General features: G+C 68.1%; 14 protein-coding genes. 10 read left to right on the top strand and 4 right to left on the bottom strand.

Annotated features, from left to right (window positions below):
* Positions 1–118 precede the first annotated feature (118 nt).
* On the top strand, positions 119–1,744 hold the full coding sequence (locus ACWFRJ_RS13605) for an AMP-binding protein (RefSeq protein WP_453528623.1): 1,626 nt from the start codon (positions 119–121) through the stop codon (positions 1,742–1,744).
* 118 nt (positions 1,745–1,862) lie between these two features.
* Here the strand turns inward: ACWFRJ_RS13605 and ACWFRJ_RS13600 are convergent, their stop codons facing one another.
* Positions 1,863–2,603 carry a hypothetical protein gene (locus ACWFRJ_RS13600; RefSeq protein WP_453528620.1) on the bottom strand — a complete coding sequence of 247 codons (741 nt, stop codon included), beginning with the start codon at positions 2,601–2,603 and terminating at the stop codon, positions 1,863–1,865.
* Positions 2,604–3,246: 643 nt separating this feature from the next.
* Between ACWFRJ_RS13600 and gcl the strand changes: the two genes are divergently transcribed.
* Both gcl and ACWFRJ_RS13590 read left to right on the top strand, forming a co-directional pair.
* Positions 3,247–5,034 carry a glyoxylate carboligase gene (gcl, locus tag ACWFRJ_RS13595; protein ID WP_453528617.1) on the top strand — a complete coding sequence of 596 codons (1,788 nt, stop codon included), beginning with the start codon at positions 3,247–3,249 and terminating at the stop codon, positions 5,032–5,034.
* Between the two features lie 81 nt (positions 5,035–5,115).
* The gene (locus ACWFRJ_RS13590) at positions 5,116–5,694 is read left to right on the top strand and encodes a YdeI/OmpD-associated family protein (protein WP_453528614.1); all 579 of its coding nucleotides are present in this window, start codon (positions 5,116–5,118) and stop codon (positions 5,692–5,694) included.
* Positions 5,695–6,020: 326 nt separating this feature from the next.
* Here the strand turns inward: ACWFRJ_RS13590 and ACWFRJ_RS13585 are convergent, their stop codons facing one another.
* The 3 genes from ACWFRJ_RS13585 to ACWFRJ_RS13575 all read right to left on the bottom strand — a co-directional run bounded on the left by ACWFRJ_RS13585 (position 6,021) and on the right by ACWFRJ_RS13575 (position 9,519).
* Positions 6,021–7,478 (bottom strand): catalase, encoded by a 1,458-nt coding sequence (locus ACWFRJ_RS13585; protein ID WP_453528611.1) that lies wholly within the window; start codon positions 7,476–7,478, stop codon positions 6,021–6,023.
* A gap of 244 nt (positions 7,479–7,722) precedes the next feature.
* Positions 7,723–8,613, bottom strand: coding sequence for a 2-hydroxy-3-oxopropionate reductase (locus ACWFRJ_RS13580; RefSeq protein ID WP_453528609.1), 891 nt, complete (start codon positions 8,611–8,613; stop codon positions 7,723–7,725).
* Positions 8,614–8,691: 78 nt separating this feature from the next.
* Positions 8,692–9,519 (bottom strand): TIM barrel protein, encoded by an 828-nt coding sequence (locus tag ACWFRJ_RS13575; protein ID WP_453528606.1) that lies wholly within the window; start codon positions 9,517–9,519, stop codon positions 8,692–8,694.
* Between the two features lie 125 nt (positions 9,520–9,644).
* Here ACWFRJ_RS13575 and ACWFRJ_RS13570 point away from each other — a divergent pair, with 125 nt between their 5' ends.
* From ACWFRJ_RS13570 to ACWFRJ_RS13540, 7 genes are all read left to right on the top strand, one after another.
* A complete protein-coding gene (locus ACWFRJ_RS13570; RefSeq protein WP_389901044.1) occupies positions 9,645–9,905 on the top strand; it encodes a hypothetical protein in 261 nt (86 codons plus the stop codon).
* A complete protein-coding gene (locus ACWFRJ_RS13565) occupies positions 9,902–10,276 on the top strand; it encodes a helix-turn-helix domain-containing protein (protein WP_453528603.1) in 375 nt (124 codons plus the stop codon). The genes ACWFRJ_RS13570 and ACWFRJ_RS13565 overlap by 4 nt, the downstream gene beginning before the upstream one ends.
* Before the next feature lie 168 nt (positions 10,277–10,444).
* A complete protein-coding gene (gene uraD, locus ACWFRJ_RS13560; protein WP_453528600.1) occupies positions 10,445–10,963 on the top strand; it encodes a 2-oxo-4-hydroxy-4-carboxy-5-ureidoimidazoline decarboxylase in 519 nt (172 codons plus the stop codon).
* Positions 10,963–11,373, top strand: coding sequence for a hydroxyisourate hydrolase (gene uraH / locus ACWFRJ_RS13555; RefSeq protein WP_453528597.1), 411 nt, complete (start codon positions 10,963–10,965; stop codon positions 11,371–11,373). Before uraD ends, uraH begins: the two co-directional genes overlap by 1 nt.
* A 5-nt stretch (positions 11,374–11,378) precedes the next feature.
* Positions 11,379–12,302 (top strand): factor-independent urate hydroxylase, encoded by a 924-nt coding sequence (pucL, locus tag ACWFRJ_RS13550; RefSeq protein ID WP_453528594.1) that lies wholly within the window; start codon positions 11,379–11,381, stop codon positions 12,300–12,302.
* Positions 12,303–12,369: 67 nt separating this feature from the next.
* A complete protein-coding gene (locus ACWFRJ_RS13545) occupies positions 12,370–13,827 on the top strand; it encodes a nucleobase:cation symporter-2 family protein (protein WP_453528591.1) in 1,458 nt (485 codons plus the stop codon).
* Between the two features lie 48 nt (positions 13,828–13,875).
* Positions 13,876–15,264 carry an 8-oxoguanine deaminase gene (locus ACWFRJ_RS13540; protein ID WP_453528588.1) on the top strand — a complete coding sequence of 463 codons (1,389 nt, stop codon included), beginning with the start codon at positions 13,876–13,878 and terminating at the stop codon, positions 15,262–15,264.
* The last annotated feature ends 179 nt before the right edge of the window (positions 15,265–15,443 follow it).

Here is a 15,443-nt window from a genome sequence, read left to right as displayed (position 1 = left end):
CCGCCGCGCGGTCGCAGGTCGCGCCGCTCTTTCAGACGCGCAAGGCTCGACGCGGTACTGATCCGCGGGTGACACTTGACGCCGCCCAGTACCGCGAAGGGGAGTTCCAGTGAGTCCGGTGAGCGCGAGTCTCCGTGCGGGTGAACTGTCGTATGCCCACGGTGTCAGTAAGACGCCTTTGCTCGGTGACACCATCGGGCGCAATCTGGACCGGGCGATCGAGGCCTGGCCGGAGCGGGACGCGCTGGTGGACGTGGCGGCCGGGAAGCGGTGGACGTATGCCGAATTCGGTGCGGCCGTAGAGCAGTTGGCCCGGGGATTCATGGGGGTCGGGGTCGGCAAGGGTGACCGGGTCGGCATCTGGGCGGTGAACTGCGCCGAGTGGGTGCTCGTGCAGTACGCCACCGCGCGGATCGGCGCGATCATGGTGAACATCAACCCGGCTTACCGTGCGCATGAGTTGGAGTACGTGCTCAAGCAGGCCGGGGTGACGGTTCTTGTCGCCACGCGGTCGCACAAGTCGAGCGACTACCGGGCGCTGGTGGATCAGGTGCGGCCCGGTTGTCCCGAGCTGAGGTCCGTCCACTACATCGAGGACAGCTCGTGGGACGAGCTGCTCGGTGCGGCGGGGGCGGTGGGGTCCGGACAACTGGGCGCGCGTGAAGCCGAATTGAGCTGTGACGATCCGGTCAACATCCAGTACACGTCGGGCACGACCGGCTTCCCCAAGGGGGCGACCCTCTCCCACCACAACATCCTCAACAACGGCTACTGGGTGGGCCGTACGGTCGGCTACACGGAGCAGGACCGGGTGTGCCTGCCCGTGCCCTTCTATCACTGCTTCGGGATGGTGATGGGCAACTTGGGCGCCACGTCCCACGGCGCCTGCATCGTCATCCCGGCGCCGTCCTTCGACCCGGTCGCCACGTTGCACGCGGTGGAGCGCGAGCGCTGTACGTCGCTGTACGGGGTGCCGACGATGTTCATCGCGGAGCTGAACCTCTCCGACTTCGCCACGTACGACCTGAGTTCGCTGCGCACCGGCATCATGGCGGGCTCTCCCTGCCCGGTCGAGGTGATGAAGCGGGTGGTCGCCGAGATGCACATGGAGGAAGTCTCCATCTGTTACGGCATGACGGAGACCTCCCCGGTCTCGACACAGACCCGCCGCACGGACGACCTGGAGAGGCGGACGGGCACGGTGGGCCGGGTGTTGCCGCACATCGAGGTGAAGGTGGTCGATCCCGTCAGCGGTGTGACGCTGCCACGGGGTACGTCGGGCGAGCTGTGCACGCGGGGCTACAGCGTGATGCTCGGCTACTGGAACGAGCCTTCGCGTACGACGGAGGTGATCGACGCGGGGCGCTGGATGCACACGGGGGACCTGGCGGTCATGCGCGATGACGGCTACGTCCAGATCGTCGGCCGCATCAAGGACATGATCATTCGGGGTGGCGAGAACATCTACCCGCGTGAGATCGAGGAGTTTCTGTACGGCCACCCGAAGATCGCGGACGTCCAGGTGGTGGGCGTTCCCGACGAGCGCTACGGGGAGGTGCCGCTGGCGTGCGTGATCCTGCGGGACGCGGAGGATCCCCTGACGCTGGAGGAGCTGCGGGCCTTCTGCGAGGGGCAGTTGGCGCGCTACAAGATCCCGGCCGGGCTGCGGATCCTGGAGAGCTTCCCCATGACGGTGTCGGGGAAGGTGCGGAAGATCGAACTCAGGGAGCGGTACGGGGTGTAGTCCCGTTGCCGGTGAGCTTTGCCGCGCAGGGGGCGGCAGGCAGTGGCGTGCCCGGTCGGGCGCGTTCCCTGCATGCGTCCGCCGGCCCCGCCGCGCCCCGCCGCCCCGCAGGGCCGCGTCACCCCGCCGACATCAGCTCGTCCGCCGCGCCGTTCACCGGCTGTGGTGTGCCCGTGAGGTCGATGACGAACAGCGGGATGGACAAGGCGTCCGCGCGGGTGCGGGCGGCCTCCTCGTAGCCCGCGAGGCTGAAGCAGACGCAGCTGACGGACTCGGCCATCGCGCTGAGCCATACGCACTCCACGTCACGCAGCGACGACGGTTTCACGGACGGCTCGATCAGGGCGATCACGCCTCGCGCCGCCACCCGCACCCCGGAAGGCGCCCGCTTGACCGCTCCCCGGATGTCCGTGTACCCGAGCCACCGCAGGTACAGCGCCGCCACCGTCACCGCGTCCTGCGCCGTACGGACCGGCACGGGCTGGAAGGCGGGTCGCGGAGTCGGAGCCGTCGGGGGTGGGGGTATGTGCGCCGGGGGAGTGGGAGTGGGGGTGCTCGGCGTCGTCGGAGGTGGGGGAGCGGCTGACGGCGCCTGCACCGCCCGTACCGGAATCCGCAGCACCGCCCCGCACTCGCACTCCAGCTCAGGCTGCGGCCACTGGTCCCGGCGCCCGCACATCCGGCACCGCACGATCACCCACTCGTCCGCCCACGTCCGGTCCGTCACCGGAGTCACGGTCGCTCCGCGTGCCACCGGCGGAACCACCGGGGCACCGCACGCGCAGGGGTAGGACGGTGGAGCGTACGCATGTTCGCGCCGACAGGCCGGGCACCGTACCGGGACGTCGCTGTCCGTCATCACCCTCACCCGTCACCGTTACCGCTCACCGTCACCGCTCACCGGTTCGTTATGTCCATCGTCCACCAAGTGAGCTTGCCGCGGCAGCTAGTTGAGCCAAGAACAGTGCCTTTGCCAGGGTCAAATCCCGGCGGCGGCTGCCCGGCAGGGGAGGCCCGCCATGCGGGCGACGGTGCGCGGCGCGGGCCTCGCCGCGGGGTGCGTGGCGAGGCAGGCCGTGACCAGGGGCAGCAGCTCCCTCGGTACGTCCGTCAGGTCCGGGCCCCCGCCTCCGGCGGTGAAGGGTTCGCGCCCCGTCGCCGCGAAGGCGAGACCGCACCGAGCGGCCGTACCTCCGCCGGCCCTGTTGGGCGGGTGACGTGCCCGGTGACGCCGTGTCCGGTGCAGTGGCCACGCGCGCCCCCCGATAGTCGGCCCGAATTCAACGACTGGGACGCGCCCTTCGGGCGGGCCGGTTCCCGGACATCTCTTGACGGTCTCCACCGCACCGGCCTACATTGCTTCCATATAGCAGAACATACTTTCCACAATGCGGAAACAGAAGCTCACCGCGGGGCGCGACGGGAGCCGGATCCGCCAGCCGTATCCGTCAGCCGAATAGCTGATGAAGCTGTCGAAGCTGTTGTCGAAGCAGGAGAACCCCATGGCACGTATGACCGCTGTCCGCGCGGCAGTCGAGATCCTCAAGCGCGAGGGCGTCACCAACGCGTTCGGTGTGCCCGGCGCGGCGATCAACCCGTTCTACAAGGCGCTCCAGCAGGGCGGTGGCATCGACCACACGCTCGCCCGGCACGTCGAGGGTGCCTCGCACATGGCCGAGGGATACACCCGGGCCAACCCCGGCAACATCGGCGTCTGCATCGGTACGTCGGGCCCTGCGGGCACCGACATGATCACCGGTCTGTACTCCGCGACCGGCGACTCGATCCCGATCCTCTGCATCACGGGCCAGGCGCCGACGCACCTGCTCCACAAGGAGGACTTCCAGGCCGTCGACATCGCGTCGATCGCCACGCCGGTCACGAAGATGGCCGTCACGGTCCTTGAGGCCGCGCAGGTCCCCGGCGTCTTCCAGCAGGCGTTCCACCTGATGCGCTCGGGCCGTCCGGGTCCGGTCCTCATCGACCTGCCGATCGACGTCCAGCAGACCGAGATCGAGTTCGACATCGACACGTACGAGCCGCTGCCGGTCTACAAGCCGACCGCGACCCGTGCCCAGATCGAGAAGGCCATCACCTTCCTGGTCGAGTCCGAGCGTCCGCTGATCGTCGCGGGCGGCGGCATCATCAACGCCGACGCCTCCGACCTCCTGGTCGAGTTCGCCGAGATCACCAACACCCCGGTCGTCCCGACCCTGATGGGCTGGGGCACCATCCCCGACGACCACGACCTGAACGCGGGCATGGTCGGCCAGCAGACCGGCCACCGCTACGGCAACGCGACGTTCCTGGAGTCGGACTTCGTCCTCGGCATCGGCAACCGCTGGGCCAACCGTCACACCGGCTACAAGCTGGACGTGTACACCCAGGGCCGCAAGTTCGTGCACGTCGACATCGAGCCGACCCAGATCGGCAAGATCTTCGCGCCGGACTACGGGATCGCCTCCGACGCCAAGGTCGCCCTCGAACTCTTCGTCGAGGTGGCCAAGGAGCTCAAGGCCGCGGGCAAGCTGCCCGACCGCTCCCAGTGGGTCGCATCCCACCTGGAGCGCAAGGAGACGCTCCAGCGCCGCACGCACTTCGACAACATCCCCATGAAGCCGCAGCGCGTCTACGAGGAGATGAACAAGGCCTTCGGCCCGGACACGCGCTACGTGACCACCATCGGCCTCTCGCAGATCGCGGGCGCCCAGATGCTGCACGTCTACAAGCCGCGCCACTGGATCAACTGCGGCCAGGCGGGCCCCCTCGGCTGGACGATCCCGGCCGCGCTCGGTGTCGCCACCGCCGACCGTGACACCCCCGTCGTCGCCCTCTCCGGCGACTACGACTTCCAGTTCATGATCGAGGAACTGGCGGTCGGCGCGCAGCACCGCATCCCGTACGTCCACGTCCTGGTGAACAACGCCTACCTGGGCCTGATCCGCCAGGCCCAGATCGGCCTGGACATCAACTTCCAGGTCAACCTGGAGTTCGAGAACCAGAACAGTCCCGAGCTCGGCGTCTACGGCGTCGACCACGTCAAGGTCGCCGAGGGCCTGGGCTGCAAGGCCATCCGCGTCACCGACCCGAACGACCTTGCCGCGGCCTTCGAGCAGGCCAAGAAGCTGGCCCAGGAGCACCAGGTCCCGGTCGTCGTCGAGGCGATCCTGGAGCGCATCACGAACATCTCCATGAGCCCGACCGCCGACATCAGCGCGGTGAAGGAGTTCGAGGAGATCGCCACGGAGCCGGGCCACGCGCCCACCGCCATCCGGCCGCTGAAGGTCTGAATCGCCTGACGCAGCCCTGGAGAGGCGGTCCACCCGGTGGGGTGGGCCGCCCCTTTGGCGCGTGCGGATTAGTGTGTGCGGATGGAATCGCTGGAGGGGCTGCGGGTCATGACCTGCGCGGACGTCGCGGAACTCGACGCCTGGCTGGACGAACACCACAGCAGTGAACCGGGTGCGTGGCTGCTGATCGCCAAGAAGGCGACGGGCGTGGCATCGGTGACGTGGGGCGAAGTCGTCGACGTCGTGCTCTGCCACGGCTGGATCGACGGCCAGCGCAGGTCGCACGACGACGTGTACTTCCTGCAGAAGATCACCCGGCGCCGGCCGCGCGGCCTCTGGTCGAAGGTGAACGTCCAGAAGGCACAGGCCCTGATCGACGCCGGCCGCATGCGCGAGGCGGGCCTCGCGGAGGTGACGGCGGCCAAGGCCGACGGGCGCTGGGAGGCGGCCTACGAGTCGCAGCGCAACGCCACGGTCCCGGACGACCTGGCGGCGGCCCTGGCGGTCAGTCCGGTGGCCCGTGAGACCTTCGAGGGCCTCACCAAGTCGGACCAGTACGTCGTTCTGCACCGCCTGATGACGGCAAGGACACCGGCTACGCGCGCCGCAAGGCTCGAACGGATGCTGGCGAAGCTGGCGGCGGGCGAGAAGGTGCGCTGAGCGGCGGGCGGGCCACGGAACACCGGGGCCCGCACACAGAAGAGCGCCGAGTACGGGACCGTCCGTACTCGGCGCTCTGGCTCTGATGTTTTCGGCTGTTTTCGGCTGGGACCGCGGCGGCTGCGAATGGCTCCGGGGTGCCTCTTCCCTCATGTCGAGAAGAGGGCCACAGGGCCTTTACCACCGCACTGGCTCGCAGAGCCGCCGCGGTCCTCGTCCGGCGCCCGGTACACCACGGGACCACCCCTCATCCGGGTTCCGTGATGGCGCGGGCACAGCACCGGGGAGTTGACCTCCCGTCAATTCCCCGGCGCAGCTAGGGAGTTCTAGTCCTCGCGCAGGGCGCGGACAGCCTCCTCCACGCGCTTGCCGTACTCGGCGTCGGCGGCGTGGAAGTGGGCCAGGTTCTTCTCGATGACGTCGTCACGGCTGACCTGCGAGAGGCCGCCCGCGATGTTCGCCACCAGGCGGGACTGCTCCTCGGCCGACATCAGGCGGTAGAGCTCACCCGCCTGGAAGAAGTGGTCGTCCTTGGTGTGCAGCGGAGCCTCGTGCGTGCCGGTGTGGCCGTTGACGGCGAGCGGCGCGGAGAGGGCCTGGCCGGTCTCGGCGGGGCCGTCGTACGAGTTGGGCTCGTAGTTCTTGCGGTCGCGGCCGTACGCGTTGGACGCCATCAGGCCGTCGCGGCCGTAGTTGTCGGCCTTGGTCGCCTTGGGGGCGTTCACCGCGAGCAGGGTGTGGTTGACGCCCAGGCGGTAGCGGTGCGCGTCCGCGTAGGCGAACAGGCGGCCCTGCAGCATCTTGTCGGGGGAAGGGCCGATGCCCGGAACGAAGTTGTTCGGGGAGAAGGCGGCCTGCTCGACCTCGGCGAAGACGTTGTCGGGGTTGCGGTCCAGGACCAGACGGCCCACGCGCTGCAGCGGGTAGTCGCTGTGCGGCCACACCTTCGTCAGGTCGAAGGGGTTGAAGCGGTAGTCGGCCGCGTCCGCCGCCGGCATGATCTGCACGTGCAGCGTCCAGGACGGGTTCACGCCGCGCTCGATGGCCTGGAGCAGGTCCGTCTGGTGCGAGTTGGCGTCCTTGCCCGCGAGTTCGGCGCCCTGCTCGGCCGACAGGCTGCGTACGCCCTGGTTCGTCTTGAAGTGGTACTTCACGAAGAAGGCCTCGCCCGCCTCGTTCGTCCACTGGTAGGTGTGCGAGCCGTAGCCGTTCATGTGGCGGTACGACGCGGGGATGCCGCGGTCACCCATCAGCCACGTCACCTGGTGCGTCGCCTCGGGGGCGTGCGCCCAGAAGTCCCAGACGTTGTCCGGCTCCTGCTTGCCCGTGAAGGGGTCGCGCTTCTGGGAGTGGATGAAGTCGGGGAACTTGATCGGGTCCTTGATGAAGAAGACCGGGGTGTTGTTGCCGACGAGGTCGTAGTTGCCGTCCTCGGTGTAGAACTTCAGCGCGAAGCCGCGCGGGTCACGGACCGCGTCCGCGCCGCCGAGGCTGTCGGCCACCGTGGAGAAGCGCAGGAACGTCTCGGTGCGCTTGCCGACGGTGTTCAGGAAGTCGGCCGAGGTGTACGCGGTGACGTCGTCGGTCACCTCGAAGTAGCCGTAGGCACCAGAACCGCGGGCGTGGACCACACGCTCCGGGATGCGCTCGCGGTTGAAGCGCGCGAGCTTCTCGAGGAGGTGCTGGTCCTGGAGGAGAAGCGGGCCACCGACGCCGGCGGTGGCGGAGTTCTGATTGTCGGCGACGGGGGCGCCGGACTCGGTCGTGAGCACACGCTTCGACATGGTGGCGGGGTTGACCTTCCGTACGGACTACTGAAACTGCTGAGGTGACGCGAGCGTAAGTACGCCTGAACAGCTACGTCAACAGTTTGTTGAAGTTTTGGGTGGGGCTTGATGCGACTTGCGGGTGGGGATTTGAGTTCCGGGCCGCGGCGACGCCTGGGCGCGACAGGACAGGTGTCAGCGCCGCCGCGGCCCGGAAGATGAGGGAGCTCTCGGAGCCTCGTAGGGCTTCTGAGGGCTCGGCTTAGAGCTCGGCGCCCGAGAGGCGCTCGACGCCGCGAAGCAGCGCGGAGTGGTCGAGGCCGCCGTCGCCCTGCGTACGCAGTGAGGCGACGAGCTGCGCGACCACGGCGCCGACCGGGAGCGAGGCACCGACATTGCGGGCGGCGTCGGTGACGATGCCCATGTCCTTGTGGTGCAGGTCGATCCGGAATCCGGGCTTGAAGTCGCGGTTGAGGAAGTTGTCCTTCTTGCGGGTCAGGACGGTCGAGCCCGCAAGCCCCCCGTTCAGGACGTCGAGGGCGGCGGTCAGGTCCACCCCGGACTTCTCCAGGAAGACGACTGCCTCGGCGCACGCCTGGATGTTCACGGCGACGATCAGCTGGTTGGCGGCCTTCACGGTCTGCCCCGAGCCGTGCGGACCGCACAGCACGATGGTCTTGCCGAGGGCGTCAAGGAGCGGCTTGGCCTCGTCGAAGTCGGCCTTCTCGCCGCCGACCATGATGGAGAGAACAGCCTCGATGGCACCGGCCTCGCCACCCGAGACGGGGGCGTCGAGGACGCGGATGCCCTTGTCCTTGGCGGCCTTGGCCAGGTCCACGGAGGTCTGCGGGGTGATCGACGACATGTCGACGATCAGCGCGCCGGACCTCGCGTTCTCCAGGATGCCGTTCTCGCCGTACGCGATGGCCTCGACCTGCGGGGACGCGGGCACCATCGTCACGATGACGTCGGCGTCCTTGACGGCCTCGGCGATCGACTTCGCGACGCTGCCGCCGGCGGCGGCGAGACGGTCCAGCTTGTCCTGCTCAAGGGTGAAGCCGGTGACGGAGTAACCAGCCTTGATCAGGTTCTCGGACATGGGGGACCCCATGATGCCGAGTCCGATCCACGCGATCTTGGGAAGGTTGCTCATGAGGGAGCCTTTCTAGCTACGGGGTGATGCGGGGTAATCGGGTGGGTGGGCGGGAAACATCCGCCGCGAAGCGGCGGGCTAGTCCGCAGCCGGCAGCCAGCCGAAGGCCTCGGCGCTGGGCCGGTCGCCCGCCTTGTACTCCAGCCCGACGTACCCCTCGTAACCCGCCTTCCGGAGCTGATCGAGCAGCTCCTCCAGCGGCAGCGACCCCGTGCCCGGGGCCCCGCGGCCAGGATTGTCGGCGATCTGCACGTGCGCGGTCTGGGCCACGTAGCGATCGATGACGGCCGGCAGGTCCTCACCGTTCATGGACAGGTGGTACAGGTCCATGAGGAACTTCGCGTTACCGAGTCCGGTGGCGGAGTTCACCTTGTCCACCACGGCGATCGCGGCGTCCGCGCTGACGATCGGGCAGCGCGGCGACTCGGGCTTGTTCAGGGCCTCGATAAGCAGCACCGCACCCACGCGGTCGGCCTCGCGGGCCGCGAGCGCCAGGTTCTCCAGGGCGAGTTCGTCCTGGACCGCGGGGGTCACGCCCTCCACCCGGTTGCCGTAGAGCGCGTTGAGCGCCTTGCAGCCGAGGGACTTGGCGAAGTCCGCCGCCACCGGGAGGTTCGCGCGGAACTTCTCGCTCTCCTCGCCCGGGATCGACAGGGCGCCGCGGTCCGGTCCCGGCAGCTGACCGGCGTAGAAGTTCAGACCCACCAGCTCTACGCCGGCGTCCGTGATCGCGGCCCGAAGGGCGTCGAGCTCGGACTGCTCGGGGGTGGGGGCGTCGACCCAGGGCCACCACAGCTCGACCGCCGTGAAGCCCGCCGCGGCGGCAGCCGCGGGGCGCTCCAGGAGCGGGAGTTCCGTGAAGAGGATCGACAGGTTCACATTGAAGCGCTGGTCGGAGTATCCCATGGGGCTTCCGCGCTCCTTCCGTATAGCGGAAGTTAATTTCTGTCTGATGGAAGATTGCCGTCGAGGATCCGCCCTTGTCAAGAGGGGGCTGCCGGAAAATCACCACGCGGCAGTAGGTTGAGCGCGTGCGATTGAGAGTGGAGTTCACGACCGAACCCTTCGACCTGGACGAGGCGCCCGCCCACGCCGTGGTGGCCCGTGACGTCATCCAGGGGGCCGACCTCGACGCCGTGGACGTCGGTCCCTTCGGCAACACGGCGGAGGGCGGCGCCGACGAGGTGCTCACCGCCGTCGACGCGCTGCTGCGCCAGGCCCTGGAGGCGGGCGCGACCCGTGTCTCGCTCCAGGTGAACGTGCTCGGAGAGTCGGGGGAGGTCATCGAATGACCGGATCCGGACCCGGGGACGCCCGCGATCCCTTCGTGGCCGCCGTCAAGCCGCTGGTGGACGCCATGGGCGGCGAGATGGTGCCCCCCGACCAGGCGGGTGCCGACGACGTCGTCCTCGCCTGGGAGGGGCAGGACGTGGTCGCCGTACGCCTGCCGCAGCTCGCCGACTCCCTCGATCACATCCTGATCGCCCTGGAGCGCAAGCGCGGGATGCCGCTGTCGGATCTCGACCGCAAGGCCAAGCAGGAAGTCGTACGGATACTCGAGGCGCGAGGCGCCTTCGCCGTGCGTCACGGAGTGGAGACGGTGGCCGGCGCGCTCGGCGTCTCACGCTTCACTGTGTACAACTACCTCAACCGCTCCACCTGACCTGCTGGGTAAGCCCCAGGTCAGAGCGCTACTGAAGGCCACCGTCCGTTAACCGGACGGTGGCCTTTGTTACTCGAAGTTTTCAACAAAGTGTTGACGTGGTGTTTCGGCTGGCGTTAGCTATCCGCAGCCCGTCCAGCACAAGGCCGTATGGCCACGGAGGCACCCGTGACTTCGAGCTCGACGCCGGGCCCAGCCCGGTTCAACGCCTTGACGGAGAGCGCGGCCACCGCCGCCCTCCACGAGGCCTGCGCCTCATCGGCCTGGGGAAGCAAACTGCTCTCCCAGCGCCCTTTCCCCACCGTCGAAGCCCTCTTCGCCGCAAGTGACGCCGCCATGGCCGAGCTGACCGCCGAGGATCTGGCCGAGGCGATGGCCGGGCACCCGCCGATCGGCCGCCCGAAGCCCGGGGACCCCACGTCGTCCCGCGAACAGCGCGGCATGGCGGGGGCCTCCGAGGAGCTCAAGGCCGAGATGCTCGAACTGAACCTGGCCTACCAGGACCGGTTCGGACATGTCTTTCTGATCTGCGCCACCGGGGCCACCGGTGAGCAGATGCGCGACGCGATGAAGGCACGGATCGGCAACACGGCCGAGGCGGAGCGCGAAATCGTGCGCACCGAACTCGGGAAGATCAACCGCATCCGGCTGAACCGTCTCGTAGAAGCAGAAGAGGAAAACGACTGATGAGCACTGACACCACCGCCTCGGTGTCCACGCACATCCTGGACACCAGCGTCGGACGCCCCGCCGAGGGCGTCACCATCTCGCTCACCGCCCGCAGTGGCCGTGACGCGGAGTGGGTGGCGCTCGGCGGCTCCGCGACCGACGCGGACGGGCGCTGCAAGGACCTCCCGGCTCTGCCGGAGGGCACGACCCACGTACGACTCGACTTCGAGGTCGAGCAGTACTTCTCCACAAACCAGCACAGTGACACGAAGAAGCAAGCCGAGGCGCAGCAGGACGCCCCCCGCGTAAGGGACAGCGGTGCGTTCTTCCCGGAGGTGGCGATCACTTTCGCCGTCGACCCGGGCGAGCACTATCACGTACCGCTGCTGCTCAACCCGTTCGGCTACTCCGTTTACCGAGGGAGCTAGCAGACATGCCCACGATTCTCGGCCAGAACCAGTACGGCAAAGCAGAGAACCGCGTCGTCAAGATCACGCGGGACGGCGACACCCACCACATCAAGGACCTGAACGTCTCGGTCGCGCTCTCCGGCGACATGGAGGACGTGCACTACTCCGGCTCGAACGCCAACGTCCTGCCGACGGACACCACCAAGAACACGGTGTACGCGTTCGCCAAGGAGTACGGCATAGAGTCCGCCGAGCAGTTCGGCATCCACCTGGCCAGGCACTTCGTGACGTCCCAGGAGCCGATCAAGGTCGCGCGGATCCGCATCCAGGAGTACACCTGGGAGCGCATCGCGACCTCGGACAACAACTCCAGGTTCATCGGCTCGGACGAGGTCAACCACTCCTTCGCCCGCAAGGGCCAGGAGCTGCGCACCACGCAGATCACCTTCGACGGTGAGAACTGGGAGATCATCTCCGGGCTCAAGGACCTCACGGTCATGAACTCCACCAACTCGGAGTTCTGGGGCTACGTCAAGGACAAGTACACGACGCTGAAGGAGGCGTACGACCGCATCCTGTGCACCGACGTCTCCGCCGCCTGGCGTTACAACTGGACCAGCGACGCGGACCGGATGCCCAACTGGGAGAAGTCGTACGCGCAGGCCAAGAAGCACATCCTGCAGGCCTTCGCCGAGACGTACTCCCTCTCGCTGCAGCAGACCCTCTACCAAATGGGTTCGCGCGTCATCAACAGCCGGAGCGAGATCGACGAGATCCGCTTCTCGCTGCCGAACAACCACCACTTCCTGGTGGACCTCGAGCCCTTCGGTCTCAAGAACGACAACGAGGTCTACTTCGCGGCGGACCGCCCCTACGGCCTGATCGAGGCCACGGTTCTCAGGGACGGGGTCCAGCCGAAGATCCCGGTCGACATGACCAACCTCTGATACGGGACGCGCGCCCCCGCCCGTCCGCAGCGGACGGGGGCGCGCCACACCGGAGGGAACAGCAGCAATGGCACAGCCTGCAAAAGGGTCTGAGAAGGGCCCGTGTTCCACCCCATCGGACATAGCCGACGGCGACTCGACTAACGGCGACTCAACTGCCGGCGACGCAACTACCGTCGAGTCAACTGCCGCCTGCCACCCGGTGGATGAGAAGCTCCACCCCTCGCGGCTCGTCCCCGCCGCACTCCAGCACATCGCCGCCATGTACGCGGGCGTCGTCACTCCGCCGCTGATCATCGGCCAGGCCTGTGGTCTGGACACGGTCGCGCAGACGCGCCTCATCGCCGCGAGCCTGCTGATCGCCGGACTCGCCACGATCCTGCAGACGCTCGGCGTCAAGGGCTTCGTCGGCAACCGGCTCCCCTTCGTGAACGCCGCCTCGTCCGCGGGCATCGCACCCATCCTCGCCATCGCCGAGAACAGCGCCACAGGTCATCAACTCCCGGCCATCTACGGCGCGGTGATGGTCGCGGGCGTCTTCTGCCTCGCCGTCGGCCCCTTCTTCGGGCGCCTCCTGCGCTTCTTCCCGCCGCTCGTCACCGGCGTCGTCATCACGCTCATCGGCGTGACGCTGATGCCCGTGCCCGTCACCTGGGCGCAGGGCGGCGACAAGACCGCCGCCGACTTCGGCGCCATGAAGTACCTCGCGCTCGCCGCCTTCACGCTCGCCGTGATACTTGTCTTCCAGCGGTTCGGACGCGGCTTCCTCAAGCAAGTCGCCCTGCTTCTTGGCCTGTTCATCGGAACGCTCGCCGCGATCCCGTTCGGTATGGCCGACTTCAGCGCCATCAAGTCGGCGCCGGTGGCGGCACTCCCGACACCCTTCGCCTTCGGTGCCCCGGAGTTCCAGCCCGCCGCGATCCTCTCGCTCTGCATCGTGATGCTGGTCCTGATGACCGAGTCGTCGGCCGGCATGCTGGCCCTCGGCGAGATCTGCGACCGCAAGAGCGACGGCAGGACCATCACCCGCGGCCTGCGCACCGACGGTATCGCGACACTCATCGGCCCGGTCTTCGGCGGCTTCCCCACCTCGGCCTTCGCACAGAACGTCGGCGTAGTCTCCTTGACACGTGTACGCAGCCGCTATGTAGTGGCCGTCGCTGGCGGCGCGCTCATCGTGCTCGGCGCCTTCCCGATGCTGGGCGCGGTCGTCAGCCTCGTACCGATGCCGGTCCTCGGCGGCGCGGGCATCGTCCTCTTCGGCTCCATCGCGGTCAGCGGCATCCGTACGCTCTCCGAGGCGGGCCTCGACGACAGCTCCAACATCATCCTGGTGGCCGTCGCGCTCGGAGCGGGCATCATCCCGCTCGCCGCGCCCACCTTCTACGCCGAATTCCCGGCCTGGGCGCAGACCGTCCTGGGCTCAGGAATCAGTGCGGGAGCGCTGACCGCGGTCCTGCTCAACCTGTTCTTCAACCATCTCGGCACCCGTAGCCCCGCGGCCGCGGCACTCAAATCTTCCTAGGGTCATGCCGTGCCCACATCGCCACTCACCGAAGAAGGAAGAAGCACCATGGCAGCACCGGCAGACCTTCAGCGCATCGTCATCGAGAACTGTGCCATCGCGACCGTCGACGCCGACGACACCGAGTACGCATCGGGATACGTCGTCGTCGCGGGCAACAAGATCGAGTCCATCGGCTCCGGAAAGGCCCCCGAGGGCCTGGCCAACGTCGTACGCCGCGTGGACGGGACCGGTCACCTCGTGACCCCCGGCCTGGTCAACACGCACCACCACTTCTACCAGTGGATCACCCGTGGCCTCGCCACCGACCACAACCTCTTCAACTGGCTCGTCGCGCTCTACCCGACGTGGGCGCGCATCGACGAGCAGATGGTGAAGGCGGCGGCCCAGGGTTCGCTCGGCATGATGGCTCGCGGCGGTGTCACCACCGCGATGGACCACCACTACGTCTTCCCGAAGAACTCCGGTGACCTCTCCGGCGCCATCATCGGCGCGGCCAGCGACATGGGTGTCCGCTTCACCCTCGCCCGCGGCTCCATGGACCGCAGCGTCAAGGACGGCGGCCTGCCGCCGGACTTCGCCGTCGAGACGCTCGAAGGCGCGCTCGCCGCGACGGCCGCCACGGTCGACAAGCACCACGACGCCTCCTTCGACGCGATGACCCAGGTCGCCGTCGCCCCCTGCTCCCCGTTCTCGGTATCGACCGAACTCATGAAGCAAGGCGCGGAGTTGGCGCGTGCCAAGGGTGTACGTCTGCACACCCACGGCAGTGAGACCGTCGAGGAGGAGCAGTTCTGCAAGGAACTGTTCGGCATGGGTCCCACCGACTACTTCGAGTCGACGGGCTGGCTCGGTGACGACGTGTGGATGGCGCACTGCGTCCACATGAACGACTCCGACATCGCCGCGTTCGCCCGTACAGGCACGGGAGTCGCGCACTGCCCGTCCTCCAACGCACGTCTGGCCGCAGGCATCGCCCGCGTCCCCGACATGCTCAAGGCGGGCGTCCCGGTCGGCCTCGGTGTCGACGGCACCGCGTCCAACGAGTCGGGCGAACTGCACACCGAGCTGCGCAACGCACTCCTCATCAACCGCCTCGGCGCACACCGCGAAGCAGCCCTGAACGCCCGTCAGGCCCTGCGCCTGGGAACGTTCGGCGGCGCCCAAGTCCTCGGCCGCTCCACGCAGATCGGGTCGCTCGAGCCGGGCAAGCTCGCCGACCTGGTCCTCTGGAAGATCGATGGCATCGGGCACTCCTCGATCGCCGACCCGGTGACCGCCATCGTCTTCGGCGCGGCGGCCCCGGTCACGCTCTCCCTCGTCAACGGCCGGCCGATCGTCGAGGACAGCCGCCTGCTGCACGTCGACGAGGACGCCATCGCCCGCTCCGCGCGGGACGAGGCGCAGCGCCTCGCGCGGATCTCCGCGGAGGCCTGACTCCAAGAACTCCGGTCAGGGGGGACGGCCCTTGACCGGACTTGAGCAGCCGAGCGGGTTGCTCAAGTGCCGCCCCGGAACGTGGCCCAAAGCTTCACGTTCCCGGGGCGGTCAGTACTACCTGGGCGCACCACCAGCACCACCACCATCACCACAACTTCATACCGAGCAAGTCCTTG

The sequence above is a fragment of the Streptomyces sp. NPDC055239 genome, assembly GCF_053606205.1.
This window is presented reverse-complemented; position numbering and strand designations above follow the sequence as displayed.

Excerpts from the sequence above, each read along its gene's own strand:
- ACWFRJ_RS13545 (WP_453528591.1), top strand. The coding sequence starts at position 12,370 with ATGGCACAGCCTGCAAAAGGGTCTGAGAAGGGCCCGTGTTCCACCCCA.
- ACWFRJ_RS13585 (WP_453528611.1), bottom strand. The coding sequence starts at position 7,478 with ATGTCGAAGCGTGTGCTCACGACCGAGTCCGGCGCCCCCGTCGCCGAC.
- gcl (WP_453528617.1), top strand. The coding sequence starts at position 3,247 with ATGGCACGTATGACCGCTGTCCGCGCGGCAGTCGAGATCCTCAAGCGC.
- pucL (WP_453528594.1), top strand. The coding sequence starts at position 11,379 with ATGCCCACGATTCTCGGCCAGAACCAGTACGGCAAAGCAGAGAACCGC.
- ACWFRJ_RS13580 (WP_453528609.1), bottom strand. The coding sequence starts at position 8,613 with ATGAGCAACCTTCCCAAGATCGCGTGGATCGGACTCGGCATCATGGGG.
- ACWFRJ_RS13565 (WP_453528603.1), top strand. The coding sequence starts at position 9,902 with ATGACCGGATCCGGACCCGGGGACGCCCGCGATCCCTTCGTGGCCGCC.
- uraH (WP_453528597.1), top strand. The coding sequence starts at position 10,963 with ATGAGCACTGACACCACCGCCTCGGTGTCCACGCACATCCTGGACACC.
- ACWFRJ_RS13575 (WP_453528606.1), bottom strand. The coding sequence starts at position 9,519 with ATGGGATACTCCGACCAGCGCTTCAATGTGAACCTGTCGATCCTCTTC.
- ACWFRJ_RS13600 (WP_453528620.1), bottom strand. The coding sequence starts at position 2,603 with ATGACGGACAGCGACGTCCCGGTACGGTGCCCGGCCTGTCGGCGCGAA.
- ACWFRJ_RS13590 (WP_453528614.1), top strand. The coding sequence starts at position 5,116 with ATGGAATCGCTGGAGGGGCTGCGGGTCATGACCTGCGCGGACGTCGCG.
- ACWFRJ_RS13540 (WP_453528588.1), top strand. The coding sequence starts at position 13,876 with ATGGCAGCACCGGCAGACCTTCAGCGCATCGTCATCGAGAACTGTGCC.